10 protein-coding genes, 2 tRNA genes and 3 rRNA genes are annotated in these 18398 nt (G+C 44.2%); 10 read left to right on the forward strand and 5 right to left on the reverse strand.

What is annotated here, in order from left to right; genetic code table 11:
* Positions 1-364 precede the first annotated feature (364 nt).
* The 3 genes from MSVAZ_RS00360 to MSVAZ_RS00370 form a co-directional block, all read right to left on the reverse strand.
* Positions 365-1006: an MBL fold metallo-hydrolase gene (locus tag MSVAZ_RS00360; RefSeq protein ID WP_048116639.1), complete on the reverse strand. Its 642-nt coding sequence runs from the start codon at positions 1004-1006 to the stop codon at positions 365-367.
* A 312-nt stretch (positions 1007-1318) separates the two neighbouring features.
* Positions 1319-2077, reverse strand: coding sequence for a TatD family hydrolase (locus MSVAZ_RS00365; protein WP_232316160.1), 759 nt, complete (start codon positions 2075-2077; stop codon positions 1319-1321).
* A gap of 154 nt (positions 2078-2231) precedes the next feature.
* Positions 2232-3740 carry a 2-isopropylmalate synthase gene (locus MSVAZ_RS00370; protein WP_048116644.1) on the reverse strand — a complete coding sequence of 503 codons (1509 nt, stop codon included), beginning with the start codon at positions 3738-3740 and terminating at the stop codon, positions 2232-2234.
* Positions 3741-4571: 831 nt separating this feature from the next.
* Between MSVAZ_RS00370 and MSVAZ_RS00375 the strand changes: the two genes are divergently transcribed.
* The 3 genes from MSVAZ_RS00375 to rrf all read left to right on the forward strand — a co-directional run bounded on the left by MSVAZ_RS00375 (position 4572) and on the right by rrf (position 9359).
* A 16S ribosomal RNA gene (locus MSVAZ_RS00375) occupies positions 4572-6049 on the forward strand.
* A gap of 209 nt (positions 6050-6258) precedes the next feature.
* Positions 6259-9166: ribosomal RNA gene (locus MSVAZ_RS00380) — 23S ribosomal RNA — on the forward strand.
* A 71-nt stretch (positions 9167-9237) separates the two neighbouring features.
* Positions 9238-9359, forward strand: a 5S ribosomal RNA gene (gene rrf / locus MSVAZ_RS00385).
* The 16S, 23S and 5S rRNA genes sit together here, the layout of an rRNA operon.
* Before the next feature lie 485 nt (positions 9360-9844).
* Here the strand turns inward: rrf and bfr are convergent.
* On the reverse strand, positions 9845-10315 hold the full coding sequence (bfr, locus tag MSVAZ_RS00390) for a bacterioferritin (RefSeq protein WP_048116646.1): 471 nt from the start codon (positions 10313-10315) through the stop codon (positions 9845-9847).
* Positions 10316-10608: 293 nt separating this feature from the next.
* On the opposite strand from bfr, the gene MSVAZ_RS00395 reads away from it, so the two are divergent.
* The 7 genes from MSVAZ_RS00395 (at position 10609) to tpiA (ending at position 15317) form a co-directional block, all read left to right on the forward strand.
* Positions 10609-10995 (forward strand): hypothetical protein, encoded by a 387-nt coding sequence (locus MSVAZ_RS00395; RefSeq protein WP_048116648.1) that lies wholly within the window; start codon positions 10609-10611, stop codon positions 10993-10995.
* A 228-nt stretch (positions 10996-11223) separates the two neighbouring features.
* Entirely contained in the window at positions 11224-11856 is a 633-nt protein-coding gene (locus MSVAZ_RS00400) for a YIP1 family protein (RefSeq protein ID WP_048116649.1), read from the forward strand.
* 127 nt (positions 11857-11983) lie between these two features.
* Positions 11984-12055, forward strand: a tRNA-Cys gene (locus MSVAZ_RS00405).
* A gap of 60 nt (positions 12056-12115) precedes the next feature.
* Positions 12116-12187: transfer RNA gene (locus tag MSVAZ_RS00410), tRNA-Cys, on the forward strand.
* Positions 12188-12341: 154 nt separating this feature from the next.
* Positions 12342-12956 carry an endonuclease III domain-containing protein gene (locus MSVAZ_RS00415; RefSeq protein WP_048116650.1) on the forward strand — a complete coding sequence of 205 codons (615 nt, stop codon included), beginning with the start codon at positions 12342-12344 and terminating at the stop codon, positions 12954-12956.
* Positions 12957-13243: 287 nt separating this feature from the next.
* Complete coding sequence (locus MSVAZ_RS00425) at positions 13244-14422, forward strand: bifunctional 5,6,7,8-tetrahydromethanopterin hydro-lyase/3-hexulose-6-phosphate synthase (protein ID WP_048116656.1); 1179 nt, start codon at positions 13244-13246, stop codon at positions 14420-14422.
* 226 nt (positions 14423-14648) lie between these two features.
* On the forward strand, positions 14649-15317 hold the full coding sequence (tpiA, locus tag MSVAZ_RS00430; RefSeq protein WP_048116659.1) for a triose-phosphate isomerase: 669 nt from the start codon (positions 14649-14651) through the stop codon (positions 15315-15317).
* On the opposite strand, the gene MSVAZ_RS00435 is transcribed toward tpiA, so the two are convergent.
* A complete protein-coding gene (locus MSVAZ_RS00435; RefSeq protein ID WP_232316161.1) occupies positions 15314-18178 on the reverse strand; it encodes a HEAT repeat domain-containing protein in 2865 nt (954 codons plus the stop codon). The genes tpiA and MSVAZ_RS00435 overlap by 4 nt on opposite strands.
* Between the last annotated feature and the right edge of the window lie 220 nt (positions 18179-18398).

Genomic DNA, 18398 nt, shown 5'->3' on the forward strand with positions numbered 1-18398 from the left:
CCTTCTTCCTGTGTTTGGTCTCAGATCCTTTCCCTGGTTTTCTTCCCACTGCTGTCGGGGACTTTACTTTTGAGATCTTTACTTCTGAGACCTTTACTTCTGAGACCTTTACTTCTGAGAACTTTATTTCTGCTTCTTTTCCTTTGGTTTTATCAGATTTTATTCTGGGATTTACGCCTAATTTAGCTTCTTCTTTTGTTTTTTGCTTCGCTTCAGCTTTTTTTGGAACAAAAGAACTGGGTTTTCTGCTCGGTCTTTCTTTATTTGGCTTTTCCGAGCTTAAGCTCTTATTCTTCTTTGAAATTGCTGTATCTTTGGCCATAATTTGCTTTAAGGCTCCTCATTTTCGTATTTTTATTCGCTTTTATTCGCCCATCATCATTTTTAGCATTCTGTACGAAGCCATAATCTGGTTGTTCCCATCCCTGTCTGTAGGAGCTCCATGTCCAGAATACAGAGCTTTTACGTCCAGTTTTGTGAGTTTTTCTATTGAGCTAGCCATCTTTTCAGGTTCCGAACCCTCAAAGTCCGTTCTTCCGAACCCTCCGCCTGGAAACACAGTGTCTCCGGAGAAAAGACTTTTTGAAACAGGCTCATAGAGGCAGATACTTCCTTTTGAGTGGCCCGGCGTATGGATTACTTCCAGGTATTCCCCATTTCCTATGTCTATTTTATCTCCTTCTTCATATGTAATTGTGGGCCTGACCTCAGGAGCTCGCTCCCCAAAAATCACGGCCACGCTGAGGTATTCATCATTTATGCCTTCCAGGTCAGCTTTATGTATTCCGACTTTTGCACCGCTTCTTTCTGCAATAACTGCGGCTGCTGCGGTATGATCATAATGACAGTGTGTCAGGACTATTAATTCGATGTCGGTTAGCTTTATATATTTCTCCAGTTGCTTGATAATCAGGTCGCTGTTCATCCCTGTATCGATCAGCACTTTCCCATTTACCAGATAGACACTGGAATCGTAAGCTGTAGGGCAAATATACCGGACTTCCATAGTTTTTCCTCTTTCACTTCTCTTTCTCTTTTTTCCTTGCTGCCATTTCCTGCACTTTCTGCGTAACTTCTCTTTCTTACACTTTCCTTAACTTTCCTTAACTTTCCTTAACTTTCCTTAACTTTCCTTAACTTTCCTTAACTTTCCTTAACTTTCCTTAACTTTCCTTAACTTTCCTTAACTTTCCTTAACTTTCCTTAACTTTCCTTAACTTTCCTTAACTTTCCTTAACTTTCCTTAACTTTCCTTGCACTTTCCTTACTGTTAGTTCACTCTTTGGTTTTAATATGTCTGAGCACTATGTCTGATAATTTAGATATTAAAAGCTCTGCGCGCATTTTCAGTAGTCGATTTTGCAATTTCTGCTGGCTCCATATCCTTAAGTTGTGCTACTACCGGAACGGAGTCTACTATGAAGGCAGGCTCGTTTCTGCCTTTGCGGGGAGAAAGGAAGGGACTGTCGGTTTCCAGAAGCAAGTTTTCAAGCGGGACTGCTTCTGCAAGAGTTTGGTGATGTTCGGAAAAGCATACAAGAGTTGCCAGGGAAATATAGTATCCCATATCCACAATTTCCTTCATGGTCTCAAGAGGGCCGCTATAGCAGTGATAGATTACCGTATCCAAGTCTTTGACAAGTTTCAATACTTCCGCTTCAGCCATTCGGGCGTGCACTATAAGAGGTTTGTTCAGATCTTTTGCAAGCTCAATTACCTTTTTGAATGCAGCAGTCTGTCTCTCACGTTCCTCGTTTGTTTTGCAGTCCTGAAAATCCAGTCCTGCTTCCCCGATTCCAACTGCTTTTCCTGCATTGGCCTCAATCTGGACAAGAATATCATTTATCTCTTTATCTTCGCCTTCCCTGCCAATATCAGGATTCAGGCCAAGTGTGGCATAAATATCTTCATTATTTTCCGCAAGTTCAAGGCTAATGCGGTTGCCTTTCAGGGAAATCCCGGAGTTGATCATTCCGACAACTCCTGCCTCTCTGGCTCGTAGAATAGTCTCTTCCCTATCGCGGTTAAATTTGGGAAAATCAAGATGACAATGAGAATCAATAATTGGATAAGGCATGGGTCTGTATTCCATCTCATTTTATTTTACTTTTTACACATGATTATGGAATACAGACCCGAAAATGAGTATGCAGCTCTTATCCGGTTTTTTGTTTTTTTAATTATAGCACTCGAGCCTGCCAGTCTGTTTTGGCCAGCCCAAGTTGTCAATTTTAGCTTTTTTCTTCTCTCTTATACAGCAGGTTCATAGCATTTACAAGAGCTTCTACAGAGGCCATAACTATGTCCGGGTTTGCAGACCGTGCAGTTACGACTCTGCCCTTTTCATTTTCGAGACCTATGTATACATCTGCAAGGGCATCTGCTCCACCTGTAATTGCATCGATCCTGAATTCCTGGAGTCTGAAGTGGTTACTTTCTCCCAGGATATCTCTTACTGCTTTGAGGGCGGCATCTACAGGGCCAACCCCTGTCTTTGCTGCAATGATTTCTTTGCCTTGGATATCTGCTTTGACTACTGCAGTTGGTGTCAGGATATTTCCTGTCATTACAGAAACTTCTTTGAGTTTAATCAGTTCTTCTTCTGAACTTGCTTTCCCAAGCACGGCAGAGGCAACAGCATAAAGGTCTGCATCTGTAATGTGCTTTCCTTTATTTGCAATCTCCTTAATTCTGGATACAATTTCATCAAGCTGCTTGTCACTGCTAATTATGCCTGCAGATTCAAGAGATTGCTTGACTGCATGTTTGCCTGTATGCTTACCAAGGACAATACGCCGTTTGTGTCCTACCATTTCCGGTGTCATTATTCCGGGCTCGAAAGTATCGGATTTTTCGAGTACTCCCTGGCTGTGGATTCCTGACTCATGGGAAAAGGCGTTTTGACCTACGACAGGTGTATTTGGAGGCAGCCTGATTCCAGTATAGTTTTCAATCATTTTCGAGGTTTCTACAAGATACTCAGTGTGAATATTTGTTTTTGCCCCGTAGATTGAGGTCAGACTCATGACTGTCTGGGAAAGGTCGGCATTTCCTGCTCTTTCACCTATTCCATTTATTGTAACCTGAACTTGGGATGCACCTGCTTCGACTGCCATAAGGCTGTTTGCTACAGCAAGCCCGAAATCGTTATGGCAATGTACGTCAATGGGAATCGTTATTTCAGTCGCGATGTCCTTTATCTGCCTGTACATTGCTGATGGAACCATAACGCCAACAGTATCTGGCACATTAATGATATCGCATCCTGCTTCCTGCACTGCTTTGAAAACCTCTATGAGATATTCAGGTTCGGTTCTCGTAGCGTCCATTGCAGAAAACATGCATCTTCTCCCATTATCTTTAATGTACTGGACAGCCTCCACAGCCATTTGAATAACTTCTTCCTGGCTTTTTTTGATGGTGTATGTCCGCTGTACTTCAGAAGTAGGGACGAAAGTATGCACAAGTCCTACATCACTGTCAAAACAGGCATCAATATCTTTTTTCAATACACGGGCAAGTCCACAAACCTCAAGGTCCAGTCCGTCATTAGAAATAGATTTTACGGATTCTTTATCTCCTTCTGATGAGATAGGAAATCCAGCTTCTATAATGTCTACCCCAAGTTTGTCAAGTTGACGGGCAATTTCCAGCTTCTGGGCAGAAGTTAGAGATACACCAGGGGTTTGTTCTCCGTCACGCAGTGTTGTGTCAAAAACAGTTACCTTTTTATTCCTCATAGGTTCGATGTAAAAATCGATCCCTTCTTTCAGTTCTTACATTCATAGTAATCATCTAGTTGAATGTTAATTCCTAGTATATAAATCTCACGAGAGTTCTTTTATATTTAATATTAAGTTTTGTTTTTCAATTTCTCGACGGAAAATTATATATACTAGATACCCCATTCTAGGGTTGCTTCTCAAGGTGTAACACAACATCTATGAGGATGAAAAACGAAACTTGAAAAACGGGACTTGAAAAACGGAATTCAAAGGTGCCGAAAAAACGAATCTGAAAAATGGAAACAGAAGGCGCCTGTAGGCATTGTTTCTTGAAGCAATGGCTCATAAAAACGGATAAAGTTAAGGATTCGAAAGTACAACTCTTTTGAAATCTTTTAACTCTTCTCATTTCCCTCTTTCAAAATTGTTCAATCTCCTTTGCAGGAGAAGTTTTATATACAATCAATGCGTTGTATATCTTCCTCGTACATCTCCAATGTTCTGAGGAAAGCAATACAAAGCTTTATATACAAGAAATGTCTTGTATACATCCCTCACACAAGCGATTGTGTCGAGGTGAATAACACAAAGCTTTATATACAAGAAATACCTTGTATATGACCCTGCGCAAACTGATTGCGTAGATACAAATCACAAATCTCTTTCATCTTTTAATGGAGTCAGGAGTTGTTTCCTGACTGACGAGGATTTTGTCGGTTCGGTTAATTCTGGGCGGTGAGAGTTTTCATAACATATCATCGCGAAACTGAAATAACTGAATTGATAGTTGTTAGTGCAAGTTTCTGCGACCAAGATCTTTATTTTGAAGTGTGCGATACATTAACAATTCTGGTTGATCCTGCCAGAGGTTACTGCTATCGGTGTTCGCCTAAGCCATGCGAGTCATATGTTCTTCGTGAACATGGCGTACTGCTCAGTAACACGTGGATAACCTGCCCTTGGGTCCGGCATAACCCCGGGAAACTGGGGATAATTCCGGATAACGCACATATGCTGGAATGCTTTATGCGTAAAATGGATTCGTCTGCCCAAGGATGGGTCTGCGGCCTATCAGGTAGTAGTGGGTGTAATGTACCTACTAGCCTACAACGGGTACGGGTTGTGAGAGCAAGAGCCCGGAGATGGATTCTGAGACATGAATCCAGGCCCTACGGGGCGCAGCAGGCGCGAAAACTTTACAATGCGGGAAACCGTGATAAGGGGACACCGAGTGCTAGCATCATATGCTGGCTGTCCAGGTGTGTAAAATACACCTGTTAGCAAGGGCCGGGCAAGACCGGTGCCAGCCGCCGCGGTAACACCGGCGGCCCGAGTGGTGATCGTGATTATTGGGTCTAAAGGGTCCGTAGCCGGTTTGGTCAGTCCTCCGGGAAATCTGACAGCTCAACTGTTAGGCTTTCGGGGGATACTGCCAGACTTGGAACCGGGAGAGGTAAGAGGTACTACAGGGGTAGGAGTGAAATCTTGTAATCCCTGTGGGACCACCTGTGGCGAAGGCGTCTTACCAGAACGGGTTCGACGGTGAGGGACGAAAGCTGGGGGCACGAACCGGATTAGATACCCGGGTAGTCCCAGCCGTAAACGATGCTCGCTAGGTGTCAGGCATGGCGCGACCGTGTCTGGTGCCGCAGGGAAGCCGTGAAGCGAGCCACCTGGGAAGTACGGCCGCAAGGCTGAAACTTAAAGGAATTGGCGGGGGAGCACAACAACGGGTGGAGCCTGCGGTTTAATTGGACTCAACGCCGGACAACTCACCGGGGACGACAGCAATATGTAGGCCAGGCTGAAGACCTTGCCTGAATCGCTGAGAGGAGGTGCATGGCCGTCGCCAGTTCGTACTGTGAAGCATCCTGTTAAGTCAGGCAACGAGCGAGACCCGTGCCCACTGTTACCAGCATGTCCTCCGGGATGATGGGTACTCTGTGGGGACCGCCGGTGTTAAATCGGAGGAAGGTGCGGGCTACGGTAGGTCAGTATGCCCCGAATTTCCCGGGCTACACGCGGGCTACAATGAATGGGACAATGGGCCCCTCCCCTGAAAAGGGCTGGTAATCTCACAAACCCATCCTTAGTTCGGATCGAGGGCTGTAACTCGCCCTCGTGAAGCTGGAATCCGTAGTAATCGCGTTTCAATATAGCGCGGTGAATACGTCCCTGCTCCTTGCACACACCGCCCGTCAAACCACCCGAGTGAGGTATGGGTGAGGGCACGAACTCTGTGTCGTGTTCGAACCTGTGCTTTGCAAGGGGGGTTAAGTCGTAACAAGGTAGCCGTAGGGGAATCTGCGGCTGGATCACCTCCTAAGCAAAAAAACCCACTGCCCAGATGCCGATAAACCGAACAAAATCCTCACCATTAAAATCATCGATCATAATCTCATGATCAACTCAAACTCATCAAATGCACCCGGAAAGTAAATTTTCGGGGAAGGGCGGATTGCCTGCGTTGACACGCAGGTACATGAAGTCATGTATAGGTGCTGTATACTGGACGCTTTCTGGACCTGGTTAGGATACACAGGAATTATGCTATCAGGTGGATGGCTCGGCTCAAGAGCTGATGAAGGACGTGCCAAGCTGCGATAAGCCCGGGGTAGGTGCAAGGAGCCAATGAACCCGGGATTTCCGAATGGGACCTCTCCATAGTGATCAGTAATGATCGGGAACGCTCCGAATTGAAACATCTTAGTAGGAGCAGGAAAAGAAATCAACCGAGATACCGTGAGTAACGGCGAGTGAAAACGGCACAGTTCAAACCGAATCCCTTCACAGGGAAATGTGGTGTTGTAGGGCTGTTCAAACGTCCGGCGGCTAAACAGAACTTGCCTGAAACGGCAGACCGTAGAGTGTGACAGTCACGTATGTGTAAACCAAAAGACCGGAACATGTCCCTGAGTACCGTGCGTTGGATATCGTGCGGGAATCTGGGGGGCACCAACCTCCAAAACTAAATACTACTTGAGACCGATAGCGAAATAGTAGGGTGACCGAACGCTGAAAAGTACCCCGAGAAGGGAGGTGCAAAGTGCCTGAAACCTGATAGTGATAGAACGATACGGCATGAAAGGAACTCTGATATGAAGGAAACATTCGCGAGAATGTTGTACGAATATCACTGCCAGTGTCGTATCTTACGTTTTGAAGAACGGGCCAGGGAGTTTATCTCAGTGGCAATGGCTAACCTTATATTTGGGCAGCCGAAGCGAAAGCAACATGTGCGCAGCCCTTCGGGCGAGGCACGACGTATACAAGTGCGTGGAGTCACTGGGGTAAGACCCGAAGCCGGGTGATCTAGGCGTGGGCAGGTTGAAGCGTGGCGAAAGCTACGTGGAGGACCGCAAGCGGTATTGATCTGCAAATCATTCGTGTGACCTGCGTCTCGTAGTGAAATGCTAATCTAACCCGGCATCCGCTGGTTCCTTCCAAAACATGTCGCAGCATGACCTGACTGGAGATCGTCGGTGGAGTAGAGCACTGATTAGCGGTTCCGGGGGGGAAACCCCTCGCCCGCCTGTCAAACTCCAAACCCACCGTCATTGTAGAAAGTCGGAGTCCGGACTGCTGGGGTAAGCTTGTAGTCCGTAAGGGAGACAACCCAGCCCGTGGTTAAGGTCCCCAAGTGTCGACTAAGTGTTAATACTAAAGGGCGTCCCAAGCCCAAGACAGCTGGAAGGTTAGCTTAGAAGCAGCTACCCTTCAAAGAGTGCGTAACAGCTCACCAGTCGAGGTTTGGGGCCCCGAAAATTGACGGGGCTCAAGTCGACCACCGATACCACGGAGTACCGCAAGGTAATCTCGTAGGAAGGCGTTGCGTTCGGGCTGAAGCAGGGCTGTAAAGTCCTGTGGACCGTTCGCAAACGAAAATCCTGGTAATAGTAGCAGCAAAGCAGGGTGAGAATCCCTGCCGCCGAAGGGGCCAGGTTTCCTCGGCAATGATCGTCAGCCGAGGGTTAGTCGGTCCTAAGACGTACCGTAATTCGAGTACGCCGAAAGGGAAACAGGTTAATATTCCTGTACCATTTAGCAATCCGTCTGACGTCTCAGGGCAGGCCGAGCGGCGTCGTCGCGCCGTCTAAGCAGCGAACCCCGTGGAGAGCCGTAATGGCGAGAAGCGGGCGAATCTGTAATGGCTAAAGTCGGCTGCACCCAGGGACCCGTGAAAAGGCCGCTAAATGTCCGTACCAAGATCTGACACTGGTGCCCCTAGCTGAAAAGGCTAAGGCGTGTCGGAGTACTTCAGTTAAGGGAATTCGGCAAATTAGCTCCGTAACTTCGGGATAAGGAGTGCCTGCTGTGAAGACAGCAGGTCGCAGTGACCAGGGGGCTCTAACTGTCTAATACCAACATAGGAGATTGCAAACCCGTAAGGGCTAGTACAATCTCTGAATCCTGCTCAGTGCAGGTACCTGAAACCCCGTTTCAACGGGAAGAAGGGCCTGTAAACAGCGGGGGTAACTATGACCCTCTTAAGGTAGCGTAGTACCTTGTCGCTTAATTGGCGACTTGCATGAATGGATCAATGAGAGCCCTACTGTCCCTAACTGGAATCCGGTGAAGCTTACATTCTAGTGCACAGTCTAGAGACCTCTAGGGGGAAGTGAAGACCCCGTGGAGCTTTACTGCAGCCTGTCGTTGGGTTGTGGTTCTGGATGTACAGTGTAGGTAGGAGGCATCGAAGCGGGTGCGCCAGCATCCGTGGAGCCGCAATTGGGACACTACCCTTCTGGGACTACGACCCTAACTCTGCGAAGAGGACCCCGATAGGTGGGCAGTTTGCCTGGGGCGGGACGCCCTTGAAAAGATATCAAGGGCGCGCAATGGTTGACTCAAGTGGGTCGGAAACTCACTGAAGAGTGCAAGAGCATAAGTCAGCCTGACGTTATTCAGCATAGCAGTGGATGACGAGACGAAAGTCGGCTCTAGCGAACTTTTGAGCCTCCTTGGTGGGGGCCAAAAATGACAGAAAAGTTACCCCGGGGATAATTGAGTCGTTGCCGGCAAGAGTACATATCGACCCGGCAGCTTGCTACCTCGATGTCGGTTCTTTCCATCCTGGCCGTGCAGCAGCGGCCAAGGGTGAGGTTGTTCGCCTATTAAAGGAGATCGTGAGCTGGGTTTAGACCGTCGTGAGACAGGTCGGTTACTATCTACTAGAGGTGTTCGAGGTCTGCGGGTAAGCTGCTTTTAGTACGAGAGGAACCAAGCAGCGGCGCCACTGGTGTACCGTTTGTCTGACAAGGCATCGCCGGGCAGCTACGCGCTTCGGAATAAGAGCTGAATGCATCTAAGCTCGAAATCTAACCTAAAAAGAGACCTCATTAAGGATTCCGGTAAAAGACCGGTTTGATAGAAACGGGATGTAAGCACCAAGGCAACGAGGTGTTCAGTCCGCGTTAACTAACCATCCGTTCCTTTCCTAATCAAGTCCAGGCGAAATTCAGTATGCAGCACTATACATGACTTTATTTCATAATCCCACTTATAGGTTGAGTCTGGCGGCCATAGCGGCAGTGTAACTCCTGTACCCATCCCGAACACAGTAGATAAGCCTGCCCGCGTTCCTTACTGTACTGAAGTGTGCGAGCCTTCGGGAACTCTGGATCGCTGCCATACTCACCTTATAATACTTTACTTTTCATGATCTGTTTTTAAAATTAGTTTTTGATTAATTTTATATCGCTTTTTCAGTCCATTTTTGAATCGCTTTTTCTCGTATTCTGCTTTATAGACCTTCTTATGACTACAAAAACAGATATTCGCCTTTTTCCATAAGAAATAAAGGCGATAAGAAATAAAGGCGTTTTCTGATTCTTTTAATGCTCATGTTTTTGCATCGTTATCGTCTAACTGCTGCCAATTTGGTAGGATATTTTGTATTCTTACGTGATCGGCGGAATTAATGATTTAAGAAAGCAATAAAAAAGGCTAAAAATATATTCACAAATTCTATTTCCAATTTCTCATCTTATAACTCTCCTTAGAAAGATATTCCTGGGATACTGAAAATTTTTTTACCCTTTAGTCAGGGCATCTCATGAATGGCCCCAGGAACCTCTTAAAAGCAATCTTTTCAAGATATAGATTCAGCAGGAACTTCCTTATCCATAGATCTGCTGTGCCAGATAGGTCTGGATACCTATCTGTCCAATCTGGTCGAGCTGGGCTTCTAACCAGTCGACGTGTTCTTCTTCTTCCTTCAGGATAGATTCGAGAAGGTTTTTAGTGTTGTTATCTCCCAACTCCGTCGCCAGGCGAATGCTTTCATTATAACCTTTGACGGCCCCTAATTCAGCCTCAAGATCATGCTCATGCATCTTCGGCACATGGGAACCAATGGTTATTTCGTTCAGTTTGCTGACTATGGGCTTTCCTTCCAGGAAGAGGATACGTTCGATTAGTTTTTCAGCGTGTTTCATCTCGGCAATGGCTCGCTGCTCGATTGCCTCGCCCAGTAGTTTGTAGTTCCAGTTTTCGCACATCTCAGCATGAACAAAGTACTGGTTGATAGCAGTCAGTTCCTCGGCCAAACGAGCGTTTAGACTCTCGATAATCTTTTCATCTCCTTTCACAAATAAACCCCCTATGCAAAAGAAATTATAATTTTCACAATTTATAATTATAGTTTATGAATATTTTTATGTACCCACCAATTCCTGAAAGTGTTGAAGTTTTTCATTGGGGAAACAATGTTGTTGAGCCTGGTTTTTGGGCTTTTCGACCACAGAAACCGTCTCAAATTCTGAGTAATAGCAACCAACTACCATCGAAATCAATGTTAAATTTTAGCGAATCCGGAATATTATAAAAATCGTCTAAAATTGTTAAATATCATGAAGTCTTTAATTATTGTGGGGAATATATTATGAGTGATGAAAATAAAACGAGTCAAGATAACGAGAGTAGGTTCAGGTATAGACTTGGTAAGTGGCTTCTGAATAGAAATGAATGCGTCTTCATGAGTGTAATAGATCAGAACAGGGACGATAAATCTATACACAAGCACTTAATTGGATCAATTAATAATTGGGTAAACAAAAAGGAAGAATTTGCAACACAGGAAATGGTTTCTGAGATATGCGAGTTTATTAAAAGCGAAAATGAAGACCTTTACTACCGTTTAATGGAAAAATGCGCTCTAAAAGGAATAAATGTAGGTGAAGGTATATTTGAAGCACTGAGCATGTGCAAGTGTGAAGAAGCAGTAACTAATCCCCAATGTGGTATAACTGACGACGCATCTGGTGTGTGAGATCTCCAGTCTGCTTTCTGATTTTCGTGAACATTCAATGCAATGCTATTTGTGCTGTATTAGTGATCCAGGTTCGTGTTCGGTGGGGGTCTCTATATTATGTGCCTCTACCGTTACGGGCTTATAATGAAATTTCTCTTAATTTTACTGAGATCAAAGGATCTTATCAGAACATTTTAATAAATTCATCTAAATAATAATTAAATCTATACTTATTGGGGGTAACTCATGGGTTATATCGAAACCTGGAAAGAGGTAATGCAAAGTCCGTCTGACTTTTACAGAGAAATGCCTAAGACCGGAGGGTATACTGATCCGCTTACCTTTGCAGCAATCAGTTTCATCATATACGCGTTTTTAGCCGCACTTTTAACCGTACTCTTTGGCCCTGGAATGTATATGGGCTGGATGCACGGTGGAACGTATGGTGGGATGTACGAGGGTATGTTCGGTAGTTCGAGAGGGCTTGGCTTTTTCACGATACTTATGACTGTGATCATAACACCTATTACAGGTATTATTTCTATCTTTATCGAAGCTGCAATACTCTATGTTATTTATAAAATACTTGGAGGAACGGGAAGTTACGAAGGCACTGTAAGATTCATTTCTTATGCAACTGCTGTACTGGTACTTTCCTGGATTCCTATTATCGGCTGGATTGCCGGAATTTACGGGATATATCTCTATATTGTGGGCGGAATATATGTCCATGATATAAGCATGGCAAGGTCCGTAATAGCTATACTGCTACCAACTTTACTTATAATCCTGTTTATGGCCATATTCATGGCATGGATATTTGCTTTCTCAGGATTATCTCTCTTGGGGTTCTTTTCTACGGGGGTTATCCTTTTATAAGAACGACTCCCTCTACTTTTTAGTTACGTTCTCTGTAAAAATTTAAAAACCGATTGCCTCGAGCTAAATATTTATATATTAGAAATTACTTTAATTGAAGCTACACGAGCAATACGTGATCAAGAATGCCAAGATGGCGGAGCGGCTACGCAATCGCCTGCAGAGCGATTCCATTCCGGTTCGAATCCGGATCTTGGCTTCTTACTTAAACAATTTATTGCTCTAAATTTTTAAAGTATTCCAAACGAATTTGCATAATGCCAAGATGGCGGAGCGGCTACGCAATCGCCTGCAGAGCGATTCCATTCCGGTTCGAATCCGGATCTTGGCTTTCCTTTAAAAACCAATCTTTTTTCCAGAACTTTTAATTCCCTGAGAACTTTTAATTTCCTGATTCTCACGACTTTTATGTAATTTAGAGCTTACTTTGATCCAGGTTCAATTCCGAACCTTAATTTTATATTAGAGAATACTGATTTTTGAGCATGGACATTGATGAACTCATGAAGAGGCTCTTTGAACTTTATCCTGAAGCTTCTAACGATGCCTTTAAAGATCCTTTTTTTGCGCTAATTTCCACTGTGATGTCCCACAGAACCCGGGATGATGTGACCTATCCAGCGGCTAGCAAGCTTTTTGAGAAATTTTCTACGCCTGAAGAAATGGTGAGAGCTGATGTTAGCGAGATTGAAATTCTTATAAAAGATGTGGGCTTTTATAGAGTTAAAGCCGGAAGAATAAAGGAAATTTCCAGACTTCTTCTAGAGAAATATGATGGCAGGGTTCCTGACGATATGGAAGCTCTTCTTGAACTGCCTGGAGTTGGCAGGAAGACTGCTAACTGCGTGCTTGCGCATGCCTTCCTTAAGGATGCCCTTGCCGTGGATACTCATGTTCACAGGATTTCTAACAGGCTTGGTCTGGTAGAGACAAAAGCTCCTGAAGAAACTGAAATCGAATTAAAAAAGATCTTTCCACAAAAATATTGGAGACATATAAATCTCCTGCTTGTAAAATTAGGGCAGAATACCTGCCGGCCCATTTCTCCCAGGTGCAAAACATGCGCTCTTGATGATATCTGTCCTAAAATTCTCCTTTAATAGGGAGTTTTCTGTGGTCCCGGAAATTTCGAAGTCAAACTCCAATATGGCTCCGAAAACTTCAAAGTCAAACTCCAAAATCGAACTCCGTGCCTCTCTTTGGCTCTATCAGGCTGCGGAAAAAACCTGCGAGGCGATACGAGATTATTTATATAAGGCTGGCATTTAGCAGGCAAAAGGGTTATTCGTATCCTTAGTTAATAGTAAAATATTTCCATGTACACGGCTATCCATACCGTTATCAATACTCAGTATCATATAATTTATCACATTTTACGAGGTCAAATATGTTTCAAATAGGAGAAGCTTTAATGGGGCAGGGTGCAGAACTTGCCCATGTTGATTTGATGATTGGAGACAAGGGAGGACCCGTAGGTCAAGCTTTTGCAAACGGCCTGACCCAGCTTTCAGTCGGCCATACTCCACTCCTGTCCGTTATCAGGCCCAATTTGCCTCCAAAGCCTTCAACTCTAATTATTCCGAAGGTTACGGTAAAAAATATGGATCAGGCAGGAAAAATTTTCGGACCTGCTCAGTCAGCCGTTGCAAAGGCAGTAGCAGACTCAGTTGAAGAAGGCGTAATCTCAAAGGATCAGGTTGAAGAAATTGTCATTGTAGCCAGTGTTTTTATTCATCCTGATGCCCAGGATTACAACAAGATATACAGGTATAATTACGGAGCCACAAAACTTGCAATCAAGCGTGCTCTCAAAGGCTTCCCGGACATAGACACTGTTCTGGAGGAAAGCAACAAGTCTACCCATGCTATCATGGGATTCAAGGTTATAAGGCTCTGGGACCCTCCCTATCTGCAGGTTGCTTTTGACAATCCTGACATCCAATTTGTGCAGTCTGCCATCTCCCAGATTCCTAAAAGTGATCACGTTATTATCGAAGCAGGTACACCTCTTATCAAACGCTATGGTATGGATGTCATTTCAAAGATCAGACAGGTAAGGCCTGATGCCTTCATAGTAGCTGACCTGAAGACTCTGGACACCGGAAACCTTGAAGCAAGAATGGTTGCTGATGCTGCAGGAGATGCTATTGTAGTCTCTGCCCTTGCTCCTATCAACACTATTGACAAGCTTATCGAGGAAGCTCATAAGACAGGCATCTATGCAGTCATGGACACGCTTAATCAGCAAGATCCAATTTCTGTCTTAAAACAGCTTAAGGTCATGCCTGATGTCATTGAACTCCACCGTGGAATCGACATTGAGGCCACTGAACATGCATGGGGCAATATTGCTGAGATCAAAAAGATTGCTCCAAAAACTCTGGTTGCTGTTGCAGGCGGGGTCCGTCTGGACAAGGTGCCTGTGGCTCTCAGTCAGGGTGCTGACATTCTTGTTGTGGGCCGTGCGATTACTAACGCAAAAGACGTCAGGGAAGTTGCTGAGCAGTTTATCAACAGCCTTAATAAACCGGAAATTGACCAATTCAGGATCATGACTGACTTCTAAGCAGGTTTAGGAATTTTCCATAAAAAGGTTTAGGAATTTTCCATAAAAAGGTTTAGGAATTTTCCATAAAAAGGTTTCAGAATTTCCCGAAAAAGGTTGCTGAAAACCTACTGCTAAAAACTTACCGCTAAAGGGGAAAACCATGCAGTGATTTCGGCAGAAACCTTTAGAGAAAGCGTTGAAATTCGCGCTTTCCATTCTTTTTACTTTTCAAGAGGGGATTTTTTTGGGTTTACCATTCATTGTATTGAACTATAAGACTTATTTGCAGGGTACTGGTCAGGGAGCAGTGGAAATTGCAAAGGCCTGTAAAGCCGTATCCGAAGAGTCAGGTATCGAGATAGCAGTAGCTCCGCAGCTTCCGGATATTTACAGGGTAGCTTCGGAAGTTGAGCTTCCGGTCTTTTCACAGCATCTGGATGGAATAGGAGCAGGAAGCTTCACAGGCCATGTTTTTGGAAAATCCATAAAAGAGGCAGGTGCTGTAGGGACTCTGATCAACCACTCTGAAAAGCGTCTGACCCTTGCAGAGATCGAGGCATCGTTAAAGGCTGCAAAGGAATTCGGACTCAGGTCAATTATCTGCACTAATAATGTCCCGACAACTGCAGCAGCAGCAGCTCTGGGTCCGGATTATGTTGCAATCGAGCCCCCCGAACTTATAGGGAGCGGAATCCCCGTTTCAAAAGCTGACCCCGAAGTTGTTAGCGGTTCGGTTGAGGCAGTTGCAAAAATTGATCCCAGGGTAAAGGTACTCTGCGGAGCCGGGATTTCCAAAGGTGAAGATCTCAGGGCAGCCCTTGACCTTGGTTCTCAAGGCGTGCTTCTGGCATCTGGAATTGTGAAAGCCGCAGACCCAAAAGCCGCACTTGAAGACCTTATCCGTCTGGTTTAAGTTTTGTTTTCTTGAATTTCAGGTTGAGCTTTGGTATTTGCATTTAAGTACTTGGTGAGAGGTTTTACCGCTCTTTCATCTCCAATGTCAATTAGCAGGAACACGGAGTTCTCCCTGATATTCTTGTTTTCACTACTCAGGCCTCTTATTAGAGGTTTCACTGCTTCTTCTTTTCTATCAATAAGGATCTTTGAAGCGCAGTTTCTTACTTCTTTGTTATTATCTCCCAAAGCTCTGACAAGAGTTTCAGTTGCTTTTTCATCTTTTATCTCTCCTAAAGCAGTAACAGCAGAGAGCCGAATTCTGGAGTTATTATCCTCAAGAGCCTTCTCAAGAGTTCCAACTGCTTTTGGATCGTTTATTTTTCCCAGAGCTTCTAAAGCAGCGCATCTGAGTGTTTCATTTCCATCTACTGCAGCACTATTGAGCACACCCACAGCTGTGGCATTACCTATATTTCCAAGAGCCCATGCTGAAGCGGTTCTCACATTTTCGTCTCCATCTTGCAGTGTCACAGTTAAAGATTTCACTGCTTTTTGGTCCCCTATTGCCCCCAGAGCCAGAGCTGCATTTTGCCTTACTTCGGGATCTTCATCGGATAGTATCTGGGTCAGGGATTTAACTGCCTTCGGGCTTCCAATTTCTCCCAGAGCAAGGGCTGCACAACTTTTTACGGAATCGTTTTCGTTTAAAGCCATGATAAGAGGGGCTACTGCCCTTTGATCCCCGATTTTTCCGAGGGAAATGGCACTGCACTCTTTCACATTGTCGTATTTATCCGTTTTCAGGGCAATTGATAAGGGTTCCACTGCCTTTTTGTTTCCAATTTCTCCAAGAGAAAAGGCTGCACAGGCTTTTGTCTCATTGCAGTCTTTGACCAGTATTTCAATAAGAGGCTCGATAGAACTTTCTTTTCTCATTCCTCCCAGTGCAAGTATAGAGCTGACTCTCACATAACTCTCTTCATGTTTTAATGCATCTAAGAGTTTCTCCGGCGCTTTTTTATCTTTAGGATTAACTCCGGAAGCCTCTTCGTATTTTTTTATGTTTTGAGGGTCTGCTTTCAGTGCATTGATGAGGGGTTTTGTTTCTGAGTTCCCAACATCTTCAAAGGCGTTTGCCACTTCCTTCCGGAAGTTCAGGTCTTTTTCTTCTACAGCCTTCTGGAGAGTCTGGTCTACTTTTTCGTCACCTTTTTTTTCAGTAAGTTCAGCAGAAGTTTCTGTTTTTTCCTTGAAAAGTTCCTCAAGTTCTGGAACGGCTCTCTTGTCTCCCATTTCAATGAGTGAAAAAACAATATATTTTCTAACAGTCTTATTCTGGTTCTCAAGAGATTTTATCATATAAGGGACTGCGGGTTCTCCTATTTCTACAAGAGCTCTGGCACAGCTCAATCTTGTTTCTTCATTTTCAGCCGAGAGATTTTGAATGAGAGGTTTTATTGCTCTTTTATCTCCTATATTTCCAAGAGCCCAGGCGGCCGTACTGCTTGTATATGCATCATCATCTGAAAGGGCTTCTATAAGGGGCTTAACTGCTGGTTTTCCGATTTCAACAAGAATATCACCAGCATATTGCTTGACATTCTTATTTTTATCCTTTAATGCCTGAATAATCGGTTTAGTGTTTCTATCTCCCGTTTCTTCAAGCGTTTTTACAGTTATATTTCTGACTTTTTGGTCAGGGTCTTTTAACTGCTGGACGAGAGCTCCTATTGATTCTTCTTCTCCTAATTTTCCAAGAGATTCCACGACAAGACTCCTTACTTCAGGATCTTCATCTGAAAGAGCACTTATCAGGGCTTTTTCGGCTCTCTGATCCCCAATCTCTCCCAATTCAACAGCGGCAGTACAGCGGATTTCCTTATCTTCACTCGAAAGGGCCTTAATCAGGGCTTCTGTTGCTCTCTCTTCCCGGAGTTCTCCAAGAGCGACAATGGCTTTCTTTCTTGTTTCTCTATCTTCGTCATTCAATGCTTTTATCAGGGGTTCAGTTGCTTTTTTATCCCCTATTTTTCCAAGGGCTTCCACAGCATTCCTTCGAACTTTTTCGTCCTTCTCTGAAAGTGCCTGAATCAGAGACTCTTCAGCTTTTTCTCCTCCAAGTTTCCCCAGAGCTTCTGCTGCATTGGACCTTACCTCACTGTTATTATCTTCGAGACTCAGGCAGAGTGCCTCAACAATTTCCTCATTTTCGACTTTTCCTGAGAATAAGGTTCCTCCCCAGTCATCTTCCTCTGAAGAAGAACCTGTCTTTTCAATTTCCCCAAGAGCCCAGGCTGAATTGGAGCGCACTCTTTCATCTTCGTCTGAAAGTGCCTGGATTAGTTGTTTTTCTGCTCTCTGGCTTCTTGCATTACCAAGAGCTAGAGCTGCACTGCTTCTAACCTTCGGGTCTTCGTCATTCAAAAGCTTTATTATGGCTTTTTCTGCTTTTTGCCCACCAATATTTCCAAGAGCCAGAGCTGCTTCACATCTTATTTCCGGGTTTTCAGAGTCAATAACTTCTATAAGAGGATCTACAGCTTTTTCTCCCATTTCTTCCAGAGCGAATCTGGCTTCCTTTCTGGAGTCTATATTGTCATTTCCTAATGCCTTTATCAGAGGCTCTATAGCCTGTTGAGTTTCTGACTCATTCGTATCTAACATGGTTGTTTCATTGGAGTTTTCATTGTTGCTTTCGCTGATCCCGGAAGCAGCTCCAACCAGTGTTAGTGTGGGAGGTTCTATAGCCTGTTGAGTTTCTGACTCATTTATATCTAAGATGGTTGTTTCATTGGGGTTTTCTTTGTTGCTTTCGCTGATTCCGGCAGCAACTCCAACCAGTGTCAGTGTGAGTAGTAACAGTAAGATTTTAGGCACTGAATGATTCATATTTTATACCGTTTCCGTAAATTCAATGTCAGTTTGATTTTGAAGTTTAGAGCCTTAAGTTTTGTAGATATTTTCTGAAATAATGAATCTAGCTTAACGTTAAATGAATATCCTGATACATTTTTGGTATATATTTAGTTTCTTGCAATTGATTTATGTAAATTTTTGCAAAACAAATTTTCAGAAATTTACATTCTTACCAGGGGAC

It is taken from the genome of Methanosarcina vacuolata Z-761 (genome assembly GCF_000969905.1).
Classification (GTDB): Archaea; Halobacteriota; Methanosarcinia; order Methanosarcinales; family Methanosarcinaceae; genus Methanosarcina; species Methanosarcina vacuolata.

Excerpts from the sequence above, each read along its gene's own strand:
- MSVAZ_RS00395 (WP_048116648.1), top strand. The coding sequence starts at position 10,609 with ATGAGTGATGAAAATAAAACGAGTCAAGATAACGAGAGTAGGTTCAGG.
- MSVAZ_RS00365 (WP_232316160.1), bottom strand. The coding sequence starts at position 2,077 with ATGCCTTATCCAATTATTGATTCTCATTGTCATCTTGATTTTCCCAAA.
- MSVAZ_RS00360 (WP_048116639.1), bottom strand. The coding sequence starts at position 1,006 with ATGGAAGTCCGGTATATTTGCCCTACAGCTTACGATTCCAGTGTCTAT.
- MSVAZ_RS00425 (WP_048116656.1), top strand. The coding sequence starts at position 13,244 with ATGTTTCAAATAGGAGAAGCTTTAATGGGGCAGGGTGCAGAACTTGCC.
- MSVAZ_RS00370 (WP_048116644.1), bottom strand. The coding sequence starts at position 3,740 with ATGAGGAATAAAAAGGTAACTGTTTTTGACACAACACTGCGTGACGGA.
- MSVAZ_RS00415 (WP_048116650.1), top strand. The coding sequence starts at position 12,342 with ATGGACATTGATGAACTCATGAAGAGGCTCTTTGAACTTTATCCTGAA.
- MSVAZ_RS00400 (WP_048116649.1), top strand. The coding sequence starts at position 11,224 with ATGGGTTATATCGAAACCTGGAAAGAGGTAATGCAAAGTCCGTCTGAC.